The sequence below is a fragment of the Blautia sp. Sow4_E7 genome, from assembly GCF_052116245.1.
Classification (GTDB): Bacteria; Bacillota; Clostridia; order Lachnospirales; family Lachnospiraceae; genus Blautia_A.
The window spans coordinates 1-20,664 of the sequence record NZ_JBQKLL010000052.1 but is presented as its reverse complement, the minus strand read 5'-3'; the positions used below and the strand labels follow the sequence as shown (position 1 = coordinate 20,664).

Genomic DNA, 20,664 nt, shown 5'->3' with positions numbered 1-20,664 from the left:
GGAACACAGCCAGATTTTTGTTGATTTTGAAAAAAATAAAAAGAAAAGAAGTTTTAAAAGAAAAATGGTGCTGGGCATAACACCCAACACCAAGTTTGTCTACAGTCTGAATGCGGCTCAACATGAGCCGCATTTTCTGATTCATTGTGAAGATCCGGTCAAATCCAGACTACTGCGCGTCCTGTATTGCAGTGCTGCTGGATGTTATGGAAAAACAGAGGGATGAACTGACGATCATTTTTACAGTACGTGGAACATATTTGCTGCAGGGATTTTTTGTTGCCTGGATTTTAATAGAATGATGATTCGAAAAATAAAACGAATACTGCGCATATAATACAAAAATGTAAGGAGGACAGGAAAGCAAAAGCGCCAGGAAAGGCAGCCGAAACCTAAAAACTGAATATTGTGCAAACTACGAAAGGAGAATTTCCATAACAAATTGGATTCCAGGGATTGAAATTGAGAACGCAAGGGGGATTCGCCAGGTTTCATTGAAAACGTACCATTTGATGAAAGGGCGGATTTACATAACTGGCGAGATCAATGCAGAGACTGCGGAAAACTTTTTAGACCAGATGTTGTATATGGAAGATACAGCGAAAAAAGTCACCCTGATCATCGACAGCAATGGAGGTGAAATTGGTGCAGGACTGATGATTTACGACACTCTCGTAAATGCAAAAGTTCCGGTGGATGTATGCTGTGTGGGAAAAGCCTGCAGCATGGTGGCCATTCTTCTGGCAGCAGGAGAAAAAGGGCACCGGTTCATCCTGCCTCACGGGAAGGTGATGATCCACGAACCAAGGATTCTCGGAGGACTCGGTGGCACTGCTTCTTCCATCCGCAGTATTTCTGATACTATCCTGGAGACCAGGGATACAGTAAACGGGATCCTTGCGAAACATACAGGGAAAAGCCTGGAAGAGATCAACCGCTGCACTGTTTACGATAACTTCATGAATGCAGAACAGGCCATTGCCTTCGGCATTTGTGATAAGATTGTAAAACATATTTAGCTGCGGTGCACTTGGACAAAAGCAACATATTTGTCAAGACAGCACCTGCAGGTAACAACTGTTAAGCTTATTGCAAAAGAATATGGAGGAAATGCTATGTTACCAGAGAAAAACACTATGATTCTTGCTGACGACCAGTATTACAGTCTTGATTGCCACAAGACTCAGCTGAATAACAATGTTCTCGTAGTGGGATGCAGTGGAGCCGGTAAGAACCGGAGCATTGTAACTCCAAATCTTTTACAGGCAACAGGTAGTTATGTGGTTTCTGATCCAAAAGGAAATCTGTATAAGCAGTATGGAAATTACCTGAGAAAACAGGGATATACAGTCAAATGCCTGGATTTTGTAAATCCGGAGCGCTCTGTAGGATATAATCCTCTGGAATATATCCGAAATTCCCAGGATATTGTAAAAATGGCACATATGCTGGTATATAACAGCAAACATACAGGTGCAAGGAGCGTGGATCCGTTCTGGGATGAGGCATCGGCTCTTCTGGTGGCGTCTCTGATCGGTTATATAATGGAAACTTGTGAAGAATGGAGACTTGAATATGTGCTGAAGATTCTTTGCAAAGGGAAAAGAATTGAAAGCCGTATACCAGGTGGCAAAAATGCCCTGCAGTGTATGATGGATGAGCATCAGATGAGGTATCCTGGCAGCTGGGCCTGCAGAGAATTCGCCAAGGCAGATGTTGCAGGTGACAGGACTTTTAACAGCATATTAATTACGCTCACTGCTGCACTGGGAAATCTGAGCAGTAAGGAAATAAATAAAATGCTCAGCAAAGATGAGGTTGATATCAGTTCACTGGGGCGCAAGAAAACGGCCCTGTTTGTGGTAGTCAGTGACACTGACAGAAGTATGGACACTTTTGTCAACCTGTTCTTTACCCAGGCAATGAATGAATTGTGCAGATACGCTGATGAAAAATGTCCAAACTCTAAACTCCCAGTGCCGGTACGATTTATTCTGGATGATTTTGCAACGAACTGCCGCATTGAGGAATTCCCAAGAATGATCTCATCCATCCGTTCCAGAGGAATTTCAACTATGCTGATGGTCCAGTCTGAGGGACAGCTGGAAAAAGGCTACGGTGCAGATGGAAAAACGATTATCAGCAACTGTGACACTTACATTTACCTGGGAGGAAATGACACTGCCACAGCAGCTGCAATTGCAGAGCGAAGCGATTTACCACTTTGCGATATCCTGAATATGCCGGTGGGATATAACTGGTTATTCAGAAGAGGACAGGTTCCTTCTTTTAACCGCAATTTCAACCTGGAAGCCTTTCTCCGCGCCAGAAAGATCGTTCCGGACAGATCGAAGGGGCATAGTGAAAAATGTGCAAAAAATAATAAAAACTCAATTACTGACAGTCTGAAATACTCTATGATGAGTAAAGAAGAAACAGAAGAAATGCATGCCAGGTGGATGGCAGAAGAATTTGATGATGGCTTGGCTTGCATAGCGTCTATAGAAGATGATGAAGAGTGAGGTCAGATATAACCCCTAAAAAGAAGGAGGGCCGGACCTGTTGGCCCGGCAAGTATGAAAAAGAAAAAGTTAATTGTTAATCTATGTAAAAAAGCTTTCGCTTTATTTGTTTATTAATATACGCGGAATTTGTGATGAATCTGTGAGAAGGAGTTGAAAAAAGTATGATGAAAATCTAAAGAACTTATAAACTCAGATATAGTAAGGGCGCGGGCTAGTGACATGTTTATTTTGGAAAATGCCTGCGAAAAAATGAAAATATAACACTTTTTGCAATATATCTCCCATAAAAAACAATAGACTACATAGGAAAATTCTGTATAATAGAAAGTAATGATGCAAATCGCAAGAAGATTCATACGAACAATCTGAAAACTTGTAGCTACTGAAAGAATGGTAAGAAGAAAACAGTCCTTCAGCAGAAGAAAGTTGTATTGTGGATGAGGGCAGTTTTCAGGAAAAAGAGGACTTTTTTGCGAGGAAAGCAGAAATCAGATCGTAAAAAGGGGAGGTATGAGTATGCAAGGTGTTTTTGAGGCAATCAACGGTGTATTTGGGTTTATAGGTCCGCTGTCGGATCTGTTGTGGGATTTTCCTACGAATTTTGAATGGTATCGGAACATTCCGATTCTGGGAAATATTTCACTGGCAATTATCGTACTGCTTGGATCCGGCATTTTTTTCACTATTAAGCTGGGATTTATCCAGGTCACACATTTCAAAAAGGGCATTCGCCTGCTCACAGAAAAACGTTCCGTCAAGACTGGAATCACTCCGCTAGCAGCATTTTTGCTAAGCGCAGCCATGCGTGTAGGCCCCGGAAATATCATCGGTGTTACAGGCGCTATCGCAGTAGGCGGTCCGGGAGCCCTGTTCTGGATGTGGATCTCCGCATTTTTCGGAATGGCAGTAGCTTATATGGAAGCCGTTCTGGCGCAGATCTTTAAGGAGAAAAAAGACGATGAGTTCGTAGGCGGACTCCCATTTTATGGAAGAAAGCTTCTTGGAAACAGCGTTGGAATCGGCGTATTTTTGTCCGTCCTTTACATCCTTTATGCGCTGTGCTGCCTGCCAGCCCAGGGCTTTAACGTAGTTTCTTCTGTAGGAAGAATAGCGGAGATCCTTACTGGAAAAACAATCGCAGTAGATTCCCTGTTTTACTATGTTGCAGGTGCGCTGATCATAATCCTTACCGCAGTGATCGCATTTGGCGGAATCAAAAAGGTATCCAAATGGACCGATATGATGGTTCCGGTAATGGCAGTGCTGTATATCCTGGTGGTAGTGGTACTGATCATTCTGAATGTGGGACAGATTCCATACTTCTTCACATCCGTATTTGGCGGAGCATTTAAGCCACAGGCATTCTTCGGTGGAGCTATGGGAACGGTTTTGGCACAGGGTGTGAAACGAGGTCTGATGTCAAACGAGGCTGGTCAGGGAACCATCACAATGTCTGCCGCAGCAGCAGATGCAAAACATCCTTGCGAGCAGGGAATCCTAGCTTCTCTTGGTGTTTTCCTGGATACTATTGTGATCTGTACACTGACTGGTTTCGTAGTAGTTATGGCTCACTGCTGGACTGGTGAAGGCGCTGAGGCATGGGCTGCACTTGATAAATTACCGAAATTTACAGAGTCTATTGCAGTGCTTACACCAGGTACCTCCATGAATGCGATCATGACATTCCTGGTAACTTTATGTTTTGGACTGTTTGCATTTACCTGTCTTCTGGGAATGATCAGCTTCTCCGAAATTGCAGCAAACCGTATCCGGAAAGACGCAGTCTGCATCAATATTGTGCGCTGCATCGCCCTGTTTGTTGCCGCATTTGGAATCCTCTGCAACCTTGCAGGACTGGAGCTTGGAAACCTTTGGGCGTTCTCTGATCTGGGAAATATTCTGATCGTGTACTTCAGCGTTCCCATTGTTTTCGTAGGTGCGAAATGCGTATTTAAGGCTACAAAGCATTATAAGAAAAATGATGGAACACCATTTGATTCCAGCGTGGTAGGAAGAGATGACTGCGTATATTGGGATGAGAAAAAGAAGGAAAAACATTAAAGAATAGTAGATAAAAAGAACTGGAAAATGAGGGATATGTTGTGGGCACTATGCAAACATATAGACAATTTCCAGTTCTTTTTGTTGTATTTATGCGTTTTTATACTTCCAGTTCTCCGCCTGAAGCTGCAGATCGATCATATGCTTATAGATACCTTTCTGCGCTTTCAGCTCTTCCGGAGTACCGCTTTCTGCAACCACGCCATCTTTCAATACCACGATCTTATCGACTCCATCAACGGTTCTCATGCGGTGTGCAATGATCAGAACCGTCTTATTCTGGATCAGTTTGGACAGGGCTTCCTGGATCAGGGACTCATTGTCAACGTCCAGGGAAGCGGTTGCCTCGTCCATAAGGATAATAGGAGAATCCTTAAGGAAAGCTCTGGCAATGGAGATTCTCTGGCGTTCACCACCGGAAAGCTCGGAGCCGTTTTCCCCGATCATACTGTTCCATTTATCCGGCATTTTTTCCACAAATTCGTCGCAGTGAGCCAGGCGTGCAGCGGCCATAACCTCTTCGTCTGTGGCATCTTTTTTTCCGATCCGGATGTTTTCCATAATGGTATTATTGAACAGGGTTACATCCTGAAAAACAATGGAATACAGGGAAAGAAGTGTCTCAGGATCAATGTCTGAAACGTTCATTCCACCTACCGTGATCTGTCCGCTATTGGCATCCCAGAAGCGCGCAGCCAGTCTGGAAACGGTTGTTTTTCCGCCGCCGGAAGGACCGATAAGAGCGGTAACTTCGCCCTGTTTTGCTGTGAAAGTGACGTCCTTTAACACCTGCTCGCCGTCCTCATAGGAGAAGGCAACATGGTCGAACGTGATGTCATATCCCTTGTTATCCATAGTGGATTTACCGGTCTGTTCCTGGTAAGAAAGGATCTCATCCATACGTTTGCACTGGGTATCTGTGGAGATAACCGCGGAAAGATTCTGCAGCGCAACCTGGAATGGATCGTACATTCTGGACACAACCAGCAGGTACATGAAGAAGGTGAGGACATCGATTTTTCCCTGAACAAAAAGGACGCCGCCAGTAAGTCCTACGGTTCCAATTCCCAGTTTCAGGATCATCTGGGAGGAGCACACAAACAAGGCGTTGATAAATTCTGTTACAACAGAATGCTTTTCTACAGCCTGGATTTTCTTGTTTAAGCCAGTCATGTAGGTGGCAGTTGCATTGTAAGATTTCAGGTCACGCATGGTTTCCAGGCCTTCCTGAATGCCGTCCATGCACTCTAATTTGTACTTCATGGCAGTGGCGTTCAGCCTGTGGGAAATAGGCCTTGCGCCAAGGACTACGAAAAAGGCAACCGGGATCACCCATACGGCTGCAATGGTCATAGGCACATTAAAGAAAAACAGGCTGATCATGACCAAAGTAGTAGAGATCATGGAACCGATCAGCTCCGGAATAAAATGTGAGGATGCGGTTTCCAGCCAAGCGCAGTCGCCCATGATGGTGTTGGTAAGGTCTGACAGATCCTTTTTTCCAAAGAAAGACAGTGGAATTTTTCGAAGTTTTTCTGCCAGGGTACGTCTTCGCACACCGCTTTCTACATAAGTAGAGAGGAAGGTGGAGATGTACTGAAAATAGGTGGTGAGGACGATCAGCAGCAGTATGACAAGGATTCCGCCGATATAAAGGGGAAATTTTGACCTGTCAAAAGAGCCGTTTAAAATGTCTTCGGCCAGGAGATAAAGAAGTCCTACCGGAAACATAAACGTAAGATTGGAAAGGGTAACGGCTGTGATCGCCTTTATCATATCTCTGGCACCCTGTTCGGAAAGGGCGTATTTATGCTTTATTTTTTCGATTAAATTCATAATGCACTACCTACCTTCCAGTTTACTGATTTGTTGTATTCCTCCCACATGTGGGCGTAAACACCTTGGTTCTGAAGAAGCTGGTCATGGCGTCCGCTTTCTGCAATTTTGCCATCCTTCAGCACGTAAATACAGTCTGCATTTGTGATGGTGGAAAGCCTGTGGGCGATCATAATTACGGTTTTATCCTTGGAAAGATTGTCGAAAGCAGCCTGTACTTTCTGTTCGTTATCCGGGTCGGCGAAAGCGGTTGCTTCGTCCAGGATCAGCACCGGAGCGTTCTTCAAAAAGGACCTGGCAATGGAAAGACGCTGTGCTTCACCGCCGGAAACATAGAGGCCTTTTGCACCGATCATGGTGTGGATCCCATCCGGGAATTTTTCGATAATATCCATGCACTGGGCGTCCTTTAAAGCCTTCAGAACCTCTGCTTCGGAGGCTTCCGGTTTACTGATCCGCACGTTATCCAGAATGGACATTTTCAGCAGCTTGCTGTCCTGGAAAACGTAGGAAATCTGGTTCATAAGCTCGCTGCTGGTAATGTCTTTTACGTTGACGCCGCCGATTTTTACACTGCCTTCTTTTACATCCCAGAACCTTGCAACAAGGGATGCCAGGGTGGTTTTTCCACCGCCGGAAGGTCCTACAAAGGCAATGTGCTGGCCTGGTTTTACCTTCAGGGAAATGTGGTCGATGGCGTTCTTGGAAGCGCCTTCGTAGGCGAAAACAACATTGTCAAGAGTGATGGAGCTGTCCTTTGGAACCTGCCCATTTGCAGTTTCCGGAAGAGGCTCTTTTTCCATCAGCTGGCCCATACGCATGAGGGCATCTTTTACCTGGAGCTGTGCTTCGCCGGCATAGGCAAGCTTCATTAAAGTGGTGGTCAGAATCGGAGTGATGATGATATAAAAGAACAGATTCAGACCGAAATCCGTTGTGATTTCTTTGCCTCCCAGGAGGTATGCCGCAACGATAATGAAGGCAAAAGTGGAGTTTACAGCGGTGGTAAAACCGATCATTGGTTTCATCATCCGTTTGGTATAATCGATGGTCCATTTCTCATAATCGTCAATGGCTGCCTTGAAGCGTTTGAAGGAGAAAACGGACTGTCCAAAGGTTTTTACAACTGGGATTCCACGGACATATTCCACTGCTTCGGAGGACATCACTTCCAGGGAATTCTGGTATTCCTTCATACTTTTTTCCATATCTTTTCCCATCATGGTGCTCATGAAAACGAAGCCAAGAGCAGCCGGAATCAGGCAGATCAGACCAAGTCTCCAGTCGAAAAGAAACATCATAATAAGAAGTCCCACTGGTGTCACTGCGGAGACTGCTTTGTCCGGAAGGTTGTGTGCCAGGTAGGTCTCTGTGGCAGCACTGGAATCGGTGACGATCTTGCGGATCTTTCCGCTGCCTTCGGTTTCTATGTAGCCAAGGTGCAAGGTCATAATGTGTTCCATCATAATGGTCCGCATGGAAGCCTGCACGTGGAAGGCGGAAATATGGGAGCACATCAGAGCCACGATGTACAGAAGCATGCCAAGGAGGGCAAAGCCTACTGCGTGCCAGCCATAGGAGGAGATTCCCTCAGCCTGGGAAAAATCAAGCTTCACGCGAAGCACTTCCTGCATGATCCGCCAGATGTAATAAAATGGCACAAGTGCGATCAGAGCACTGATCCCGGCAAAAATCACGGAAAGAATGCTTAAGTACTTGTAGCTGCCCGCAAAAACAAATAGCTGTTTTAGCAGGCTTGGTTGTTTTTCATTTTTCTTTTCCATTTGGTTCACCTCTTGAAATTGTATTTATAGGCAACAAATCCCATTGAAAATATTAGAATAAACTAACAATTGTTTCAATTACATAATAGCATAATGGCTCCTTTTAGCAATGAGATTTGTGGAGAATATTTATCAACAATGCTGCAAAAATTTTATACTGCGAAGGAAATTTGCCGTTGTAAAAGTTGGGATACTCATTTATAATGGAAAGAAGATTCAAGGTTACTGTTTACTCGGAAACTTTTTCCAGGGGACAGTAACGATTCCAATGAGACTTTATAGGGAAAAACAGGAGGAAAACCTTGAAGAAAGAATTAGTTATTGTCATTGATTTTGGTGGTCAGTACAATCAGCTGGTTGCAAGACGTGTCAGAGAATGTAACGTATATTGCGAAATCTATTCTTACAAGACCGATCTTGAGAAGATCAAAGCCATGAATCCGAAGGGAATCATTCTTACTGGCGGACCGAACAGCTGCTACGAGGCGGATTCACCTACTTACCAGAAGGAACTGTTTGAGCTTGGTATTCCGGTGCTTGGACTTTGCTATGGCGCACAGCTTATGATGCATGTGCTGGGCGGTAAAGTTGAGAAAGCAGACGTCAGCGAATACGGCAAGACAGAGCTGCTGGTTGATAAAACAGACTCCAGAATTTTCAAAGGGGTATCAGAGAAGACAATTGTCTGGATGAGCCATACCGATTACATTTCCAAACAGGCTCCGGGATTTGAGATTGCTGCACATACAGCAGACTGTCCGGTAGCAGTTGCAGAGAATGCAGAGAAGAAGCTGTACGCGATCCAGTTCCATCCGGAAGTTCTTCACACAGTAGAAGGAAAGACTATGTTATCCAATTTCGTACTGGGTGTGTGCGAATGTGCCGGAGACTGGAAAATGGATGCCTTTGTTGAGCACACGATCCAGGAAATCCGTGAGAAAGTAGGCGATGGCAAGGTACTTCTGGCGCTGTCCGGCGGTGTTGATTCTTCTGTGGCAGCAGGACTTCTTTCCAGAGCGATTGGCAAACAGCTGACCTGTGTATTCGTAGACCACGGTCTTCTTCGTAAAGATGAGGGAGACGAAGTAGAAGGCGTATTTGGTCCAAATGGACAGTTTGACCTGAACTTTATCCGTGTAAATGCACAGCAGAGATATTATGATAAACTTGCAGGAGTTACCGAGCCAGAGGCAAAACGTAAGATCATCGGCGAGGAATTTATCCGTATCTTTGAAGAGGAAGCGAAGAAGATCGGTGCGGTTGACTTCTTGGCACAGGGAACCATCTATCCGGATGTGGTAGAGAGTGGCCTTGGCGGAGAGTCCGCAGTAATTAAGTCTCACCACAATGTAGGTGGACTTCCAAAGCATGTTGACTTCAAAGAGATCATTGAGCCGCTTCGCGATCTTTTCAAAGACGAGGTAAGAAAAGCCGGACTGGAGCTTGGAATTCCGGAGAAGCTGGTATTCCGTCAGCCATTCCCAGGTCCGGGACTTGGAATCCGTATCATCGGTGAAGTAACCGCTGAGAAAGTCCGCATTGTACAGGACGCCGATTTCATCTACCGCGAAGAGATTGACAAAGCCGCCGCTTCTTACAAAGAAGAGACCGGCAAAGAGCCATCCTGGATGCCGAACCAGTACTTTGCAGCCCTTACCAATATGCGAAGCGTAGGCGTTATGGGTGATTTCAGAACATACGATTATGCAGTAGCACTTCGTGCCGTAAAGACCATCGACTTCATGACCGCAGAATCATCCGAGATTCCGTATGAGGTGTTGAATAAGGTGATGAACCGTATCATCAATGAAGTAAAAGGGGTAAACCGCGTATTCTACGATCTGACCAGCAAGCCACCGGGAACGATTGAGTTTGAGTAATGAAATGTTTGTTCGCAAACCTTATTATTCAGTTTTTTGTAAAAATGAATAATCTATACACTTTAAGGTTCTGAATCTACATAGTAGGTTCGGAGCCTTTTTTTGTGGGAGAAAAGAGTGGTGTTGTGGGGAAAGTAGTTCACTATTACTGGATAATAGAAAGTGCGAAAAAGTGGATAATGGAGTGTGTTAATGAACATAGTGTTTTTTCTAAAAGTGATTTTTGGGAAAATTGAAATCCGTCAGAAACCGCATAAATAAAGGCTTTACAGAAACAGGCTTGAAAATTCCCAAAAGTGAAAACAGGAAAAATCCTTGTTTTTGGGAAGAAAAACTCTCTTTTTGGGAAAGAACTCTTTGTTTTTGGGAAATTTATTTTTCTTTTTTAGAAAATGTATTTCTCCTTTTTGGGAAGAAAAAGTTCTTATTTTTCTGTAATAAAAAATGCGAGTGCAATTTTGTAACTTATGAGATTTTCAGGAACAGAACAAGTCATTTTTGGGAGTGAGGTTCTCTTTTTGGGAGAAAATCAGCTCTTTCTGGGAAAATAGCCTTTATTTTTGGGAAAAAGGATTCGTTTTTGGGAAAATCAATTCATTTTTGGGAGAAAAACATCCTTTTTTGGGAAAAGTTCTCTCTTTTTGGGAAAGGAGAAGCACTATGCGGAAAAAGAATTACAAAGGACGTTGTGAAAAGGTATCAGTCAGCAAAAGTGAAGATGTATGCAGACTGTACAGCGAGATACAGAAAAAGTATCTGGATATGCTGGAAGAAAATCAGGAGATAAAGGAAATACAATGTAATGTATTACTAGACGGTCTGGAAATAGGAGAATACACTTCTGATTTTGTGTGTAAGAAAACAGGAAACCATCTCATGGTGAGGGAGTGTGTAGAGGAAAAATATCTTATGAAACCTATGACCGTGAAACTCTTGGATGCAAGCCGGGTATATTGGTTAAAACTTGGTGTACAGGATTGGGGGCTGGTAATTGATGGAGAAGAATAAGATTTTAGGAAGTCAGGATAATACAAAGATTATCAGAATATTAGAAGTAAAAGAATCTTCATTTCTTGTAATTGACTGTATAAAAAGGACGATGCCGCAATGGAAAGACAAAGAACAGTTTAAGGACTGGAAGTCAGTGACAGAACAGGAATTGTGGGAAATCACCAACATTTATCCATCGAAAACAGATACAGCATTATCCACTACATCAAAGTACATACAGGAACATTATGCACTAATAGCCGGGATTTTGCCTTTTATCGGGGATGAAAAAGAACGCAGCCGGATGATACGGTCAATCGCAGAATTAAAGAATTACAGCAAACAGACAATACGAAATACACTCTGTTTATACTTGGTTTATCAGGATATTTCTGTACTTGCCCCGAAAGAAAAGAAAGAAAAAGAACTGAGCAGAGATGAAAAGATAATGCGATGGTCTTTGAACAAATTCTTTTACACAAAGAACCAGAATACATTGACAACAGCTTACACAATGATGCTGAAAGAGAAGTATACAGATGCAGAGGGTACATTGTTACCACATCCATCCATTCATCAGTTCCGATATTTCTATAAAAAGACAAAGAAGCAGCAAAATTTCTACATTTCCAGAGAGGGAGTGAAAAAATATCAAAGGAACAGAAGACCATTGTTAGGTCAGGGAGTACAGGAGTTTGCCAGCAGTATAGGAATGGCTATGTTGGATTCTACTATTTGCGATATATACCTTGTAAATGAACGTGGAGAATTGATTGGAAGACCTGTTTTAACAGCCTGTATTGATGCGTACAGTTCCATATGTTGTGGTTATTCGTTAGGCTGGGAGGGTGGCATCTACAGCCTGAGAGGACTTATGCTGAATGTGATAACTGATAAGGTGGAGCATTGTAGAAAATATGGAATCGACATCACAGAAAAAGACTGGAATTGTAAAGAACTTCCGGGAACACTTGTTACAGATAAAGGTGCGGAGTATGCATCTGAGAATTTTGAGCAGCTAACAGACCTTGGAGTATCTATCATCAATCTTCCAGCGTACCGCCCGGAACTCAAAGGTTCTGTAGAAAAGTTCTTTGATGTGATACAGAGTATCTATAAACCATATCTAAAGGGAAAAGGTGTGATAGAACCAGACTTTCAGGAAAGAGGTTCGCATGATTATAGAAAAGATGCGTGTCTGACGTTGGAACAGTTTGAAAAGATTCTCCTGTACTGCATCATTTATTACAATACTTCCAGAACATTAGAAAACTTCCCTTTTACAAAAGAAATGCTGGAAAAGAAGATAAATCCATATGCAAGTGAGATATGGAATTATGGGAAAAAAGAGGTCGGAGCAAATCTTCTAACCGTATCAAAAGAAGAACTTATCATGTGCCTGATGCCACGGACGACAGGAAGATTCAGCAGGTTTGGACTTAGGGTAAATAAATTAAGATACCGACATGATAATTATACAGAAAAGTATCTGACAGGCGGTGAGGTTACAGTCGCTTATAATCCAGATGATGTATCGAATGTATGGATGATAGAAAAATCTGGTCGGTATGTGAAGTTTGAACTGATAGAGAGCCGATTTGATGGAGTAAATCTGGAAACCGTACAGGAAATACAGACAAAGACAAGAGAGAGAATCCAGACAGGAAGTGAAGCAAGTTTACAGGCACAGGTACAGCTTGCAAGAAATATAGAGAATGTAGTCAATATGGCAATGCCGCAAAAATCGCTGAGACTAAAGGATATACGGAACAATCGAAAGAAAGAGCAGAACCGTATCCATAAAGATTATGTAAAGGAGTGTGAAGAATAATGTTTGATGCGATGAGATTGATTGAAAAACTGCCTGAGATGTTATCAGGAGAAGAATTGATACAGAAAATGTCTATTCTTCCGGTATATGAGGAAGAAGTATGCCGGAATGGTTCAGATGCAGAACGCTTGATGAAACTTTCTGATTTGTACAACATTTATCTTCCATCCCAGATGTCCACAGAAATCTACAGTAAACTGTATCTGGCAATTTTGCGTTCTTTACAGAAAAAAGGAACAAAGCTGGCGGTACAGCAGATGAACAGCAATAAAAGAAATATGAATGAAGCAACGAACAGCCGTGGAAATCAGGAATACAGTGGCATTATTGGCGGTTCTGACAGCTTCACAATCATTGGTACAAGTGGTATAGGAAAGTCTTCTGCTATTTCCAGAGCCTTAAATCTTATCATGGCAAATCAGATAATTTACTTAGAAGAACCTTATGTAAAAATCATCCCATGTATCACCGTACAATGTCCTTATGATAGTTCTGTAAAAGGAATGTTGCTGGAAATTTTGAGAAAAGTCGATGGTGAACTGGAAACAACGTATTACAAAAATGCACTGAGGGCAAGAGCTACAATAGATATGCTCATTGGGTCTGTCAGTCAGGTTTGTTTAAATCACGTTGGGTTACTGATTATTGATGAAATCCAGAATGTAGTAAACAGCAAGAATGGCAAAAGTTTAATAGGTTCTCTGACACAGTTAATCAATAATAGTGGAATCAGTATAGGAATGATAGGAACTCCTGAGAGTGAGATTTTCTTTGGACAGGCAATGCAGTTAGCACGTAGAAGTCTGGGATTAAAATACACGGCATTGCCGTATGATGCCTATTTCTATAAAGTGTGTGATACCTTGTTTCGCTATCAATATGTGAAGCATCATACAGAACTTACAGATGGGATTGTCAGATGGCTTTATGAACACAGTGCCGGGATAATCAGTATTGCAGTTTCGCTTGTACACGATGCACAAGAAATCGCTATTCTAAACCAAAAGGAAAGCCTTGATATGTCGGTTTTACAAGAAGCCTATGAGCAGAGAATGGGAATGTTACATGACTATATCCAGCCGACCGTACAGTGTAGTAGAGGAAGAAAAACGAAAAAGAAATCCTGTGTAAGTAAACAGGAAGAAAAAGCAGTTTCCAAGACTACAGAAGAAATACAGGAAAACTTAATCCAGACCTTAGTAAAACAGGCAAAGAAAGAGAAGACAGATATTGTAGAGCTTCTTAAAGAATATGTGCAAGTGGAGGTGATTGTATGATTGGTTTTATGCCGGAACTGTATGACGATGAGCTACTATACAGTGTTTTAAGCAGATATTATGCAAGGTCAGGGCATTTAATCTATCGTGCTGCATCCGAGGAACTGTTTCAAAATCCAAAAGTAAGACCAGATGTTCTTTTAGTCAATGCTTATAAAAAAGAGGTCATAGATGTACTTGGTGCATCTATGGAAACTCTTGTAAGAAAACATACGATGTTTCCGGCATACGCTATGTTTTTACCGTATCAAAGAAGAAAAGACGCTTTTCACTCACTTGTCAGGAGAGATGGAAAACATAGTAATCTTCTTGCGATACCAGTGAGAAAAAAGTCAAAATATCTGAGATATTGTCCAGTTTGTGCAGAAAGGGACAGACAGCAATATGGGGAAACGTACTGGCATAGAACAGGGCAGATTCAGGGAGTTAAAGTGTGTCCACAACACAGATGTTATCTGCAAGCTACAGAGGTACTTGTGAGTGGAAAAGCGACTCCGGCATTTACCCCGGCAGAAGAAGCAATTCCAGAAACACAGGAAGTTATAAGTTGCAATAATGAGTTGGAATTAAAACTGGCACAGTACATAATAAACGTGTTTCAGACAGATATAGACATGGAAAATCAAGTATCCGTGGGGGAATTTCTTCATATGCAGATGCAAGGGACAGAGTATCTTTCTTTACGTGGAGAACAGCGAAATATAGGAAAGTTACATCAGGATTTTACAAGGTATTATCGAGATTTACAGGACAACGATTTTACAGAGCTTTGGCAAATACAGAAAGTTTTTACCAACGATAGATACAGATTGCAGGATGTCTGTATGCTGGCAATGTTTTTAGGTGTGAAGCCTGAAAAGCTGGTAAACAGAAAGCTACCAGAAAGCAGTCAGATAGAAGAATATGAACAGCGTATTTATCAGTTGCACGAACAGGGCATGAAATATCCAGAGATTGCAAAAATGCTTGGCGGTTCTTATGATACTGTAAAATGCATTGGAGAAGGACGCTACAAAAAATATAAGAAAGATAATATAGGGAAACAGAATGTTCAGAGTAAAAAGAAAGGAAGTGACTGGAAAAAGATTGACAGGGAAACTTTACCACTTGTAAAGACTGCTATTTATGGGATAAGGGAAGATAAATCACAGAATGGAAAGCCGGGACGTGTAACAGAGTATGCAGTTACAAAAGCGTTAGGGTTGCCATCAAAAAGAATGTGCCAGTTACCTTTATGCCGCTTAGAGATACAAAAATATAAAGAAGAGTATCCTAGATACTGGGCTAGAAAAGTCGTGTGGGCGGTACAGGAAGTGTTGAAGAATGGAGATGAATTAAACTGGAAAAGAATAAGAGAACTGACAAATCTACGAAAAACGAATTTGCAGCAGTGTTTCCCATATTTGATTTATGAAACAGAAAAGGAAGTGGCAGAAAAAATTAAGAGTACAATCGAAATATAGAGATAAAATAGCTTGCTTTTCATATTATATTTATAAAATAATATTGGAGAAAAGAAATTTTAAAAATGATTCGTCAAATTGCACAAAGGATTATTGTAAATGCTGGTACTGCCATAAATGAAATGGCATCATTTTGAGGGCAAAAAAAGGGGTGATTTATGATATGGCATAGACATAAGTTTGTAAGTTTTGGCAATAGACGAACTTTTCAGAATGTTTTATAATCATGGCATAGTCAAGAGAGAGAAAGAAAAAAGCTGCTTTTGATGATACAACTAAATAAAAACATCTGAAAGATTTCGTACAGTGAAACCATGTGTGCCCCTCAGTCCCGCATGGTGGAGTTTTAGGACTGTGGTGTGGTGACAGCAAGTAGTCAGAAGTGTCACAAACAATGGATTATATATCGAAAGATATAGTTTTTGAAATAGACTTGAAATAGACTTTGAATTAGAATTTGGACGGGCAACAGATGTAGAAGATTAGGATGAGTTTCTTATGCTATCTCTACGTTTGTTGCTCGTCCTTTTTTTATAAATATAGAAATTAAGAAAGGAAGGTATCCATTATGGATAATAAAACAGTTACTATTCCACGTAATATGAATGAAATTATGCGAGAGGTGATTGGTGATTACATTAAAACAAATCCTGTTTTGCCAGAAGAAGAGGAAATGGAAGCAGAATGTTTGATGAATCTTAGAAATGAAATTGCAATGTATAATTGTTATACATCAAAAGATAATAAACTCAGGATTCCAGTAGTTTTGTCTGACTGGGGAATTGCACAGTTGTTACTGAAAAAGTATCACATTGTAAATGTATGTTTTGATGGATTGGCAGAATCAGCTTATAGTCCTCTTGCAATTTATATCGAGGATGGAGAAAAAGCTGGGACATACTCTATGGATGAAAATGATTTAAAGAAAATTATTGTGAGGCTTAATAATTCGATTACACAAAGAGGAATCAATGAAGTTTTAAATAAAATCAAACTCGATGCATCAAATGTATACCCTTGTACAGAACCAAATCTGATTGCAGTCAACAATGGAATCTTTGATTTTGATACAAAGACGTTGCTGCCATTTACACCTGATAAAGTGTTTCTTACGAAGTCGAAAGTAAATTATAATCCAAATGCAAAGAATATTACGATTCATAATCCTGATGATGGTACAGATTGGGATGTGGAAAGCTGGATGAATGATTTATCTGATGATAAGGAAGTTGTAGAGGTTCTCTGGCAGATTTTAGGTGCTATTATCAGACAAAATGTACCATGGAATAAATCCGCATGGTTTTACTCTGAGTCTGGTAACAATGGAAAAGGTACTTTATGTGAACTGATGAGACAGCTTTGCGGTGAGGGAAGTTATAAATCTATTAAACTTGAAGATATGGGAAAAGAATTTTTATTAGAACCGTTGGTTGGAGCATCTGCAATCATTGTAGATGAGAACGATGTTGGTACATATATTGATAAGGCAGCAAATTTAAAAGCGATTGTCACAGGTGATGTAATTCAGATTAACAGAAAGTTTAAACAGCCGATTTCATTTAGGTTTAGAGGTTTCATGGTACAGTGTTTGAACGAGATGCCACGCGTCAAAGATAAGTCGGATAGTTTTTTCAGAAGACAGCTTTTCATTCCATTTACAAAGTGTTTTACAGGGGTTGAAAGAAAATATATCAAACAGGATTACTTAAAACGTACAGAGGTACTTGAGTATGTATTGTACAAAGTATTGAATATGGATTATTATGAGCTTTCTACACCAGATGTTTGTAAGGATGCACTGGAAGAATACAAAGAATTTAATGACCCAATCTTGCAGTTTGTCAATGAAATTCTTCCGCAGTTGCAGTGGGATTTAGTGCCATTTACATTTTTGTACAGTCTGTACAGAGCATGGTTTGATAGATACATTCCATCCGGCAGTCCACAGTCACGAAATACATTTATCAAAGATTTGTTGATTGCATTGAAAGATAATGATATGTGGGAATGTAGTGACAAAAATGCAAAAGTAGCTTCTGCAAATCGCATGGACAAACCAGAATGGCTGATTGATGAGTACAAGTTAGAAGACTGGTACAGTCAGACATACAAGGGTGCTGATAGAGCGAAGAAATGTTGTCCATCATTGAAAGCAAGTTACAGAGGTATTGTTAGAAAATAGAAATATAAGTATAAAATGCCGGGGTGACCGGCATTTTATACCATTTTTTATGAGATACAGGAAATGTGGATGAAAAGTGGTACGCTGAATGTAAAGGCTGGCACTGGATATACCACTTTTTAAAGAAATACCATTTTTTTAAGACTAAGTGTATAACAGAAATAAAAAATATAAATATAATATAACATTGTAGCTAAAAAATGGTATTGTGGTATTTTTTGTATCATCCACTTTTTCTCTGTAGAACGGAAATTTTTATTGGAGGAATTATACATGATTATTTTAGCAGATACAAAGCAGAAACCGGGTTATCACCCAGAAGAGGATGCGTTACAGAAAAACGGTCATTCACTGGTGAGACTTAAATTGCCAGTAGGAGATTATTGTGTTATGACAACTCGGTGTATGGATATGTTTAAGAATCGTGAACATGAAATTTATACAAGCAATAAGTTTTTTGACACACATAAGAGTAAGAATATCAAGTTACAGCCACAGGATACATATGGTACGTATACAATTAGTGTTGATGTAAAGCTGAACTGTAGAGAACTGCAATCTAATTTATTGAGCGGCAGATTTGGACGTAGATACCGCTTTGAACGAGAATGTATGAGAGCCAGAAATATGGGGGTAAAACTTTATATTGTGATTGCAGATGATGCGGTCAAATGTGAAGAGGATTTTAGGCATTTAAAAAAATATGGTAGTGAGGAAGAGTGCGGTCAGGAGATGTTGAACAAGATGGAGGATTTTGTAAAAAAATATGGCTGTACATTTCTGTTTACGACAAAAGACAGACTTCCATCAGTGATTGAGCAGATTCTTATGGAAGAACAGTTACCTTGGGCTGTGTAAAAAGCGAATAGAAAGAAAAGTTACTGCATTGTAAGATTTTCTGATATAATCAATCCTTAGAAGAAAACCATGTGTAAGGATGTGAATTATGGAAAATTTACGATGCAGTAATGTTATTCAATCTTCTGTTGCAATGAGAAAACCACTTGTAAAGGCTTTGAAAGAAGTATTTCCCAAGATGAGTTTAATGCAGATAAAGTTATTCTTTATCCTGTTAGAACATATAGACTGGCGAAGCAAAGTACCTTATCAGTTGGTTTTTATCGACAATGAGGTGGCAAAATACAGATTAGAAAGAAAGGATAAAACACCATCTTCTTTTGCCGGAGTGATGCGTAGAGAGTACAGAAATATTATATCACTCAGTAAGGTAACAGTGAAAATATACGGACAGCCTGAGATTACAGATTTTTTATTTACAGGAGTGTACGCAAATAATGACTTTACTGTAGTTGCATTGAATCCGGCATTTATAAAGTATTTTACCCATGTTGACAGAGTGACCGGGGCAAATATGAAACGAGATTATTTCCAATATTCTGTAGAGGACATTATGAATTTTACGTCGAAAAACAGTCTTTGTCTTTATCTGGAATTGCGAACTAGACAAAAGTATGATAAAACGCTGCATATGCCTGTAAATGCGGTAAATACTGAGGTAAGGTTTCATACAAAGAATTTAAAAGAGGTGTTCGGTCTTTCCAAGTCTGACTACACACAGACGATAGATGGAGTACAGCATTTTAACAGAACGTCTTTTGAGAAAAAGGTATTGCGACCAGCATTACAGGAGACGAGCCAGAGCAAGATGATAAAGATGCTGCCCCCAATACAAGATGAGTGTGGAATACATGAAGAACTGTTCAGGAAGACAAAGTATAATAACAGGATAAAGTATTATTATATTCATTTTCTGACACAGGAAGAAATTTTTATTGAGCAGGAGGGGCAGTACATAGACAAAGAAAAACTGAAAGAGATTCAGACTAGATTTTATTCTTTGTATATGAATAATAAGAAGTTTATTCGCTTTGTAGAGGAAGTGGAACAAATAAAATAATCTTTTTGTCATGATATGTTTATGAATGATTTAGCCCCAGAGTGTATTGCCAGATGCTCTGGGGCTTTTCTCTTTTTTAATCCTTGAATAAATGCTGCTATGGCAGCATGGCGAGTGCGTATATAGATATAAAAATTCGCACATTGAAAAGGAGATTTGTTATGACAAGAAAAGAACAGTTACAGGAAATCGAAGAACGCTTAAAAAATGGAGTAGAAGAATATTTTACAAGTGAGAAATACGCTTCTTTACTTAGAATCATGAGTAAATTTCATAATTACAGTTTTAATAACTGTATTCTTATTGCTACACAATGTCCACAGGCATCCTTTGTCACTGGATATAGTAACTGGAAGACATCTTTCAATCGTATTGTAAAGCGTGGGGAAAAGGCTATCCGCATTATTGCCCCATGCACGTATACAAAAGTAAACGAAGAGACAGGAGAAGAAGAAAAGCGTATTTTCTTTCGTACTACATCCGTATTTGATTTATCACAGACTATACAGATTCCGAATACAGAAGAAGTACAATTTGGCATTGAAGAACTTACAGGTAATGTTCCTGACTATGAAAGACTATTAAATGCCATTATCGCCACTTCTACGTGCCCGGTAAGCTACACGAAACCTAAAGGTAGTGTAAAAGGTTACTATGCTCCATTAGAGAAGAAAATTGTTGTTTGTGAGGGCATGAGTGAATTGCAGACGATTAAGACACTTCTGCATGAAATTGCACATTCTCTTCTTCACAATCCAGAGGAAATGGAAGAAAGAAAAGTTCGGAGAGATACAAAAGAAGTTGAAGCCTTATACCCATGTTTTTGTAATGTTGATCTTTTAAATTATTTTCCATAAATCCTCACTTTCTTGTAAAAAAGATGAGCATTATCAGATACGCTATTATCAGGTTTTCCC

At 40.5% G+C, this 20,664-nt stretch carries 15 protein-coding genes; 13 read left to right on the top strand and 2 right to left on the bottom strand.

Annotated features, from left to right (window positions below; all coding sequences use genetic code 11):
• The 4 genes from ACTQ50_RS17730 to ACTQ50_RS17715 form a co-directional block, all read left to right on the top strand.
• Positions 1-226 (top strand): hypothetical protein (locus ACTQ50_RS17730; RefSeq protein ID WP_441485298.1); only part of this gene is annotated, 226 nt, incomplete at its 5' end.
• 268 nt (positions 227-494) lie between these two features.
• Positions 495-1,019, top strand: a complete 525-nt coding sequence (locus tag ACTQ50_RS17725) for a ClpP family protease (protein WP_441485297.1) — start codon at positions 495-497, stop codon at positions 1,017-1,019.
• 96 nt (positions 1,020-1,115) lie between these two features.
• Entirely contained in the window at positions 1,116-2,522 is a 1,407-nt protein-coding gene (locus ACTQ50_RS17720) for a VirD4-like conjugal transfer protein, CD1115 family (protein ID WP_441485296.1), read from the top strand.
• A gap of 519 nt (positions 2,523-3,041) precedes the next feature.
• Positions 3,042-4,586: an alanine/glycine:cation symporter family protein gene (locus tag ACTQ50_RS17715; protein ID WP_441485295.1), complete on the top strand. Its 1,545-nt coding sequence runs from the start codon at positions 3,042-3,044 to the stop codon at positions 4,584-4,586.
• A 90-nt stretch (positions 4,587-4,676) separates the two neighbouring features.
• Here the strand turns inward: ACTQ50_RS17715 and ACTQ50_RS17710 are convergent, their stop codons facing one another.
• On the bottom strand, positions 4,677-6,422 hold the full coding sequence (locus ACTQ50_RS17710) for an ABC transporter ATP-binding protein (protein WP_441485294.1): 1,746 nt from the start codon (positions 6,420-6,422) through the stop codon (positions 4,677-4,679).
• Entirely contained in the window at positions 6,419-8,206 is a 1,788-nt protein-coding gene (locus ACTQ50_RS17705) for an ABC transporter ATP-binding protein (protein WP_441485293.1), read from the bottom strand. The genes ACTQ50_RS17710 and ACTQ50_RS17705 overlap by 4 nt, the downstream gene beginning before the upstream one ends.
• Before the next feature lie 302 nt (positions 8,207-8,508).
• Here ACTQ50_RS17705 and guaA point away from each other — a divergent pair, with 302 nt between their 5' ends.
• From guaA to ACTQ50_RS17660, 9 genes are all read left to right on the top strand, one after another.
• Positions 8,509-10,086 (top strand): glutamine-hydrolyzing GMP synthase, encoded by a 1,578-nt coding sequence (guaA, locus tag ACTQ50_RS17700; protein ID WP_441485292.1) that lies wholly within the window; start codon positions 8,509-8,511, stop codon positions 10,084-10,086.
• A gap of 660 nt (positions 10,087-10,746) precedes the next feature.
• Positions 10,747-11,094: a hypothetical protein gene (locus tag ACTQ50_RS17695; protein WP_154580669.1), complete on the top strand. Its 348-nt coding sequence runs from the start codon at positions 10,747-10,749 to the stop codon at positions 11,092-11,094.
• Entirely contained in the window at positions 11,081-12,907 is a 1,827-nt protein-coding gene (locus ACTQ50_RS17690) for a Mu transposase C-terminal domain-containing protein (RefSeq protein ID WP_154580668.1), read from the top strand. Before ACTQ50_RS17695 ends, ACTQ50_RS17690 begins: the two co-directional genes overlap by 14 nt.
• Positions 12,908-13,164: 257 nt before the next feature.
• Positions 13,165-14,184, top strand: a complete 1,020-nt coding sequence (locus tag ACTQ50_RS17685) for an AAA family ATPase (protein ID WP_441485291.1) — start codon at positions 13,165-13,167, stop codon at positions 14,182-14,184.
• Positions 14,181-15,647, top strand: a complete 1,467-nt coding sequence (locus tag ACTQ50_RS17680; protein ID WP_441485290.1) for a TniQ family protein — start codon at positions 14,181-14,183, stop codon at positions 15,645-15,647. Before ACTQ50_RS17685 ends, ACTQ50_RS17680 begins: the two co-directional genes overlap by 4 nt.
• 568 nt (positions 15,648-16,215) lie before the next feature.
• Positions 16,216-17,829, top strand: a complete 1,614-nt coding sequence (locus ACTQ50_RS17675; protein ID WP_441485289.1) for a DNA primase family protein — start codon at positions 16,216-16,218, stop codon at positions 17,827-17,829.
• Positions 17,830-18,102: 273 nt separating this feature from the next.
• Positions 18,103-18,687 (top strand): hypothetical protein, encoded by a 585-nt coding sequence (locus ACTQ50_RS17670; protein WP_441485288.1) that lies wholly within the window; start codon positions 18,103-18,105, stop codon positions 18,685-18,687.
• An 88-nt stretch (positions 18,688-18,775) separates the two neighbouring features.
• Positions 18,776-19,747, top strand: coding sequence for a replication initiation protein (locus ACTQ50_RS17665; RefSeq protein WP_215725348.1), 972 nt, complete (start codon positions 18,776-18,778; stop codon positions 19,745-19,747).
• A 161-nt stretch (positions 19,748-19,908) separates the two neighbouring features.
• On the top strand, positions 19,909-20,604 hold the full coding sequence (locus tag ACTQ50_RS17660; protein ID WP_441485287.1) for an ArdC-like ssDNA-binding domain-containing protein: 696 nt from the start codon (positions 19,909-19,911) through the stop codon (positions 20,602-20,604).
• The last annotated feature ends 60 nt before the right edge of the window (positions 20,605-20,664 follow it).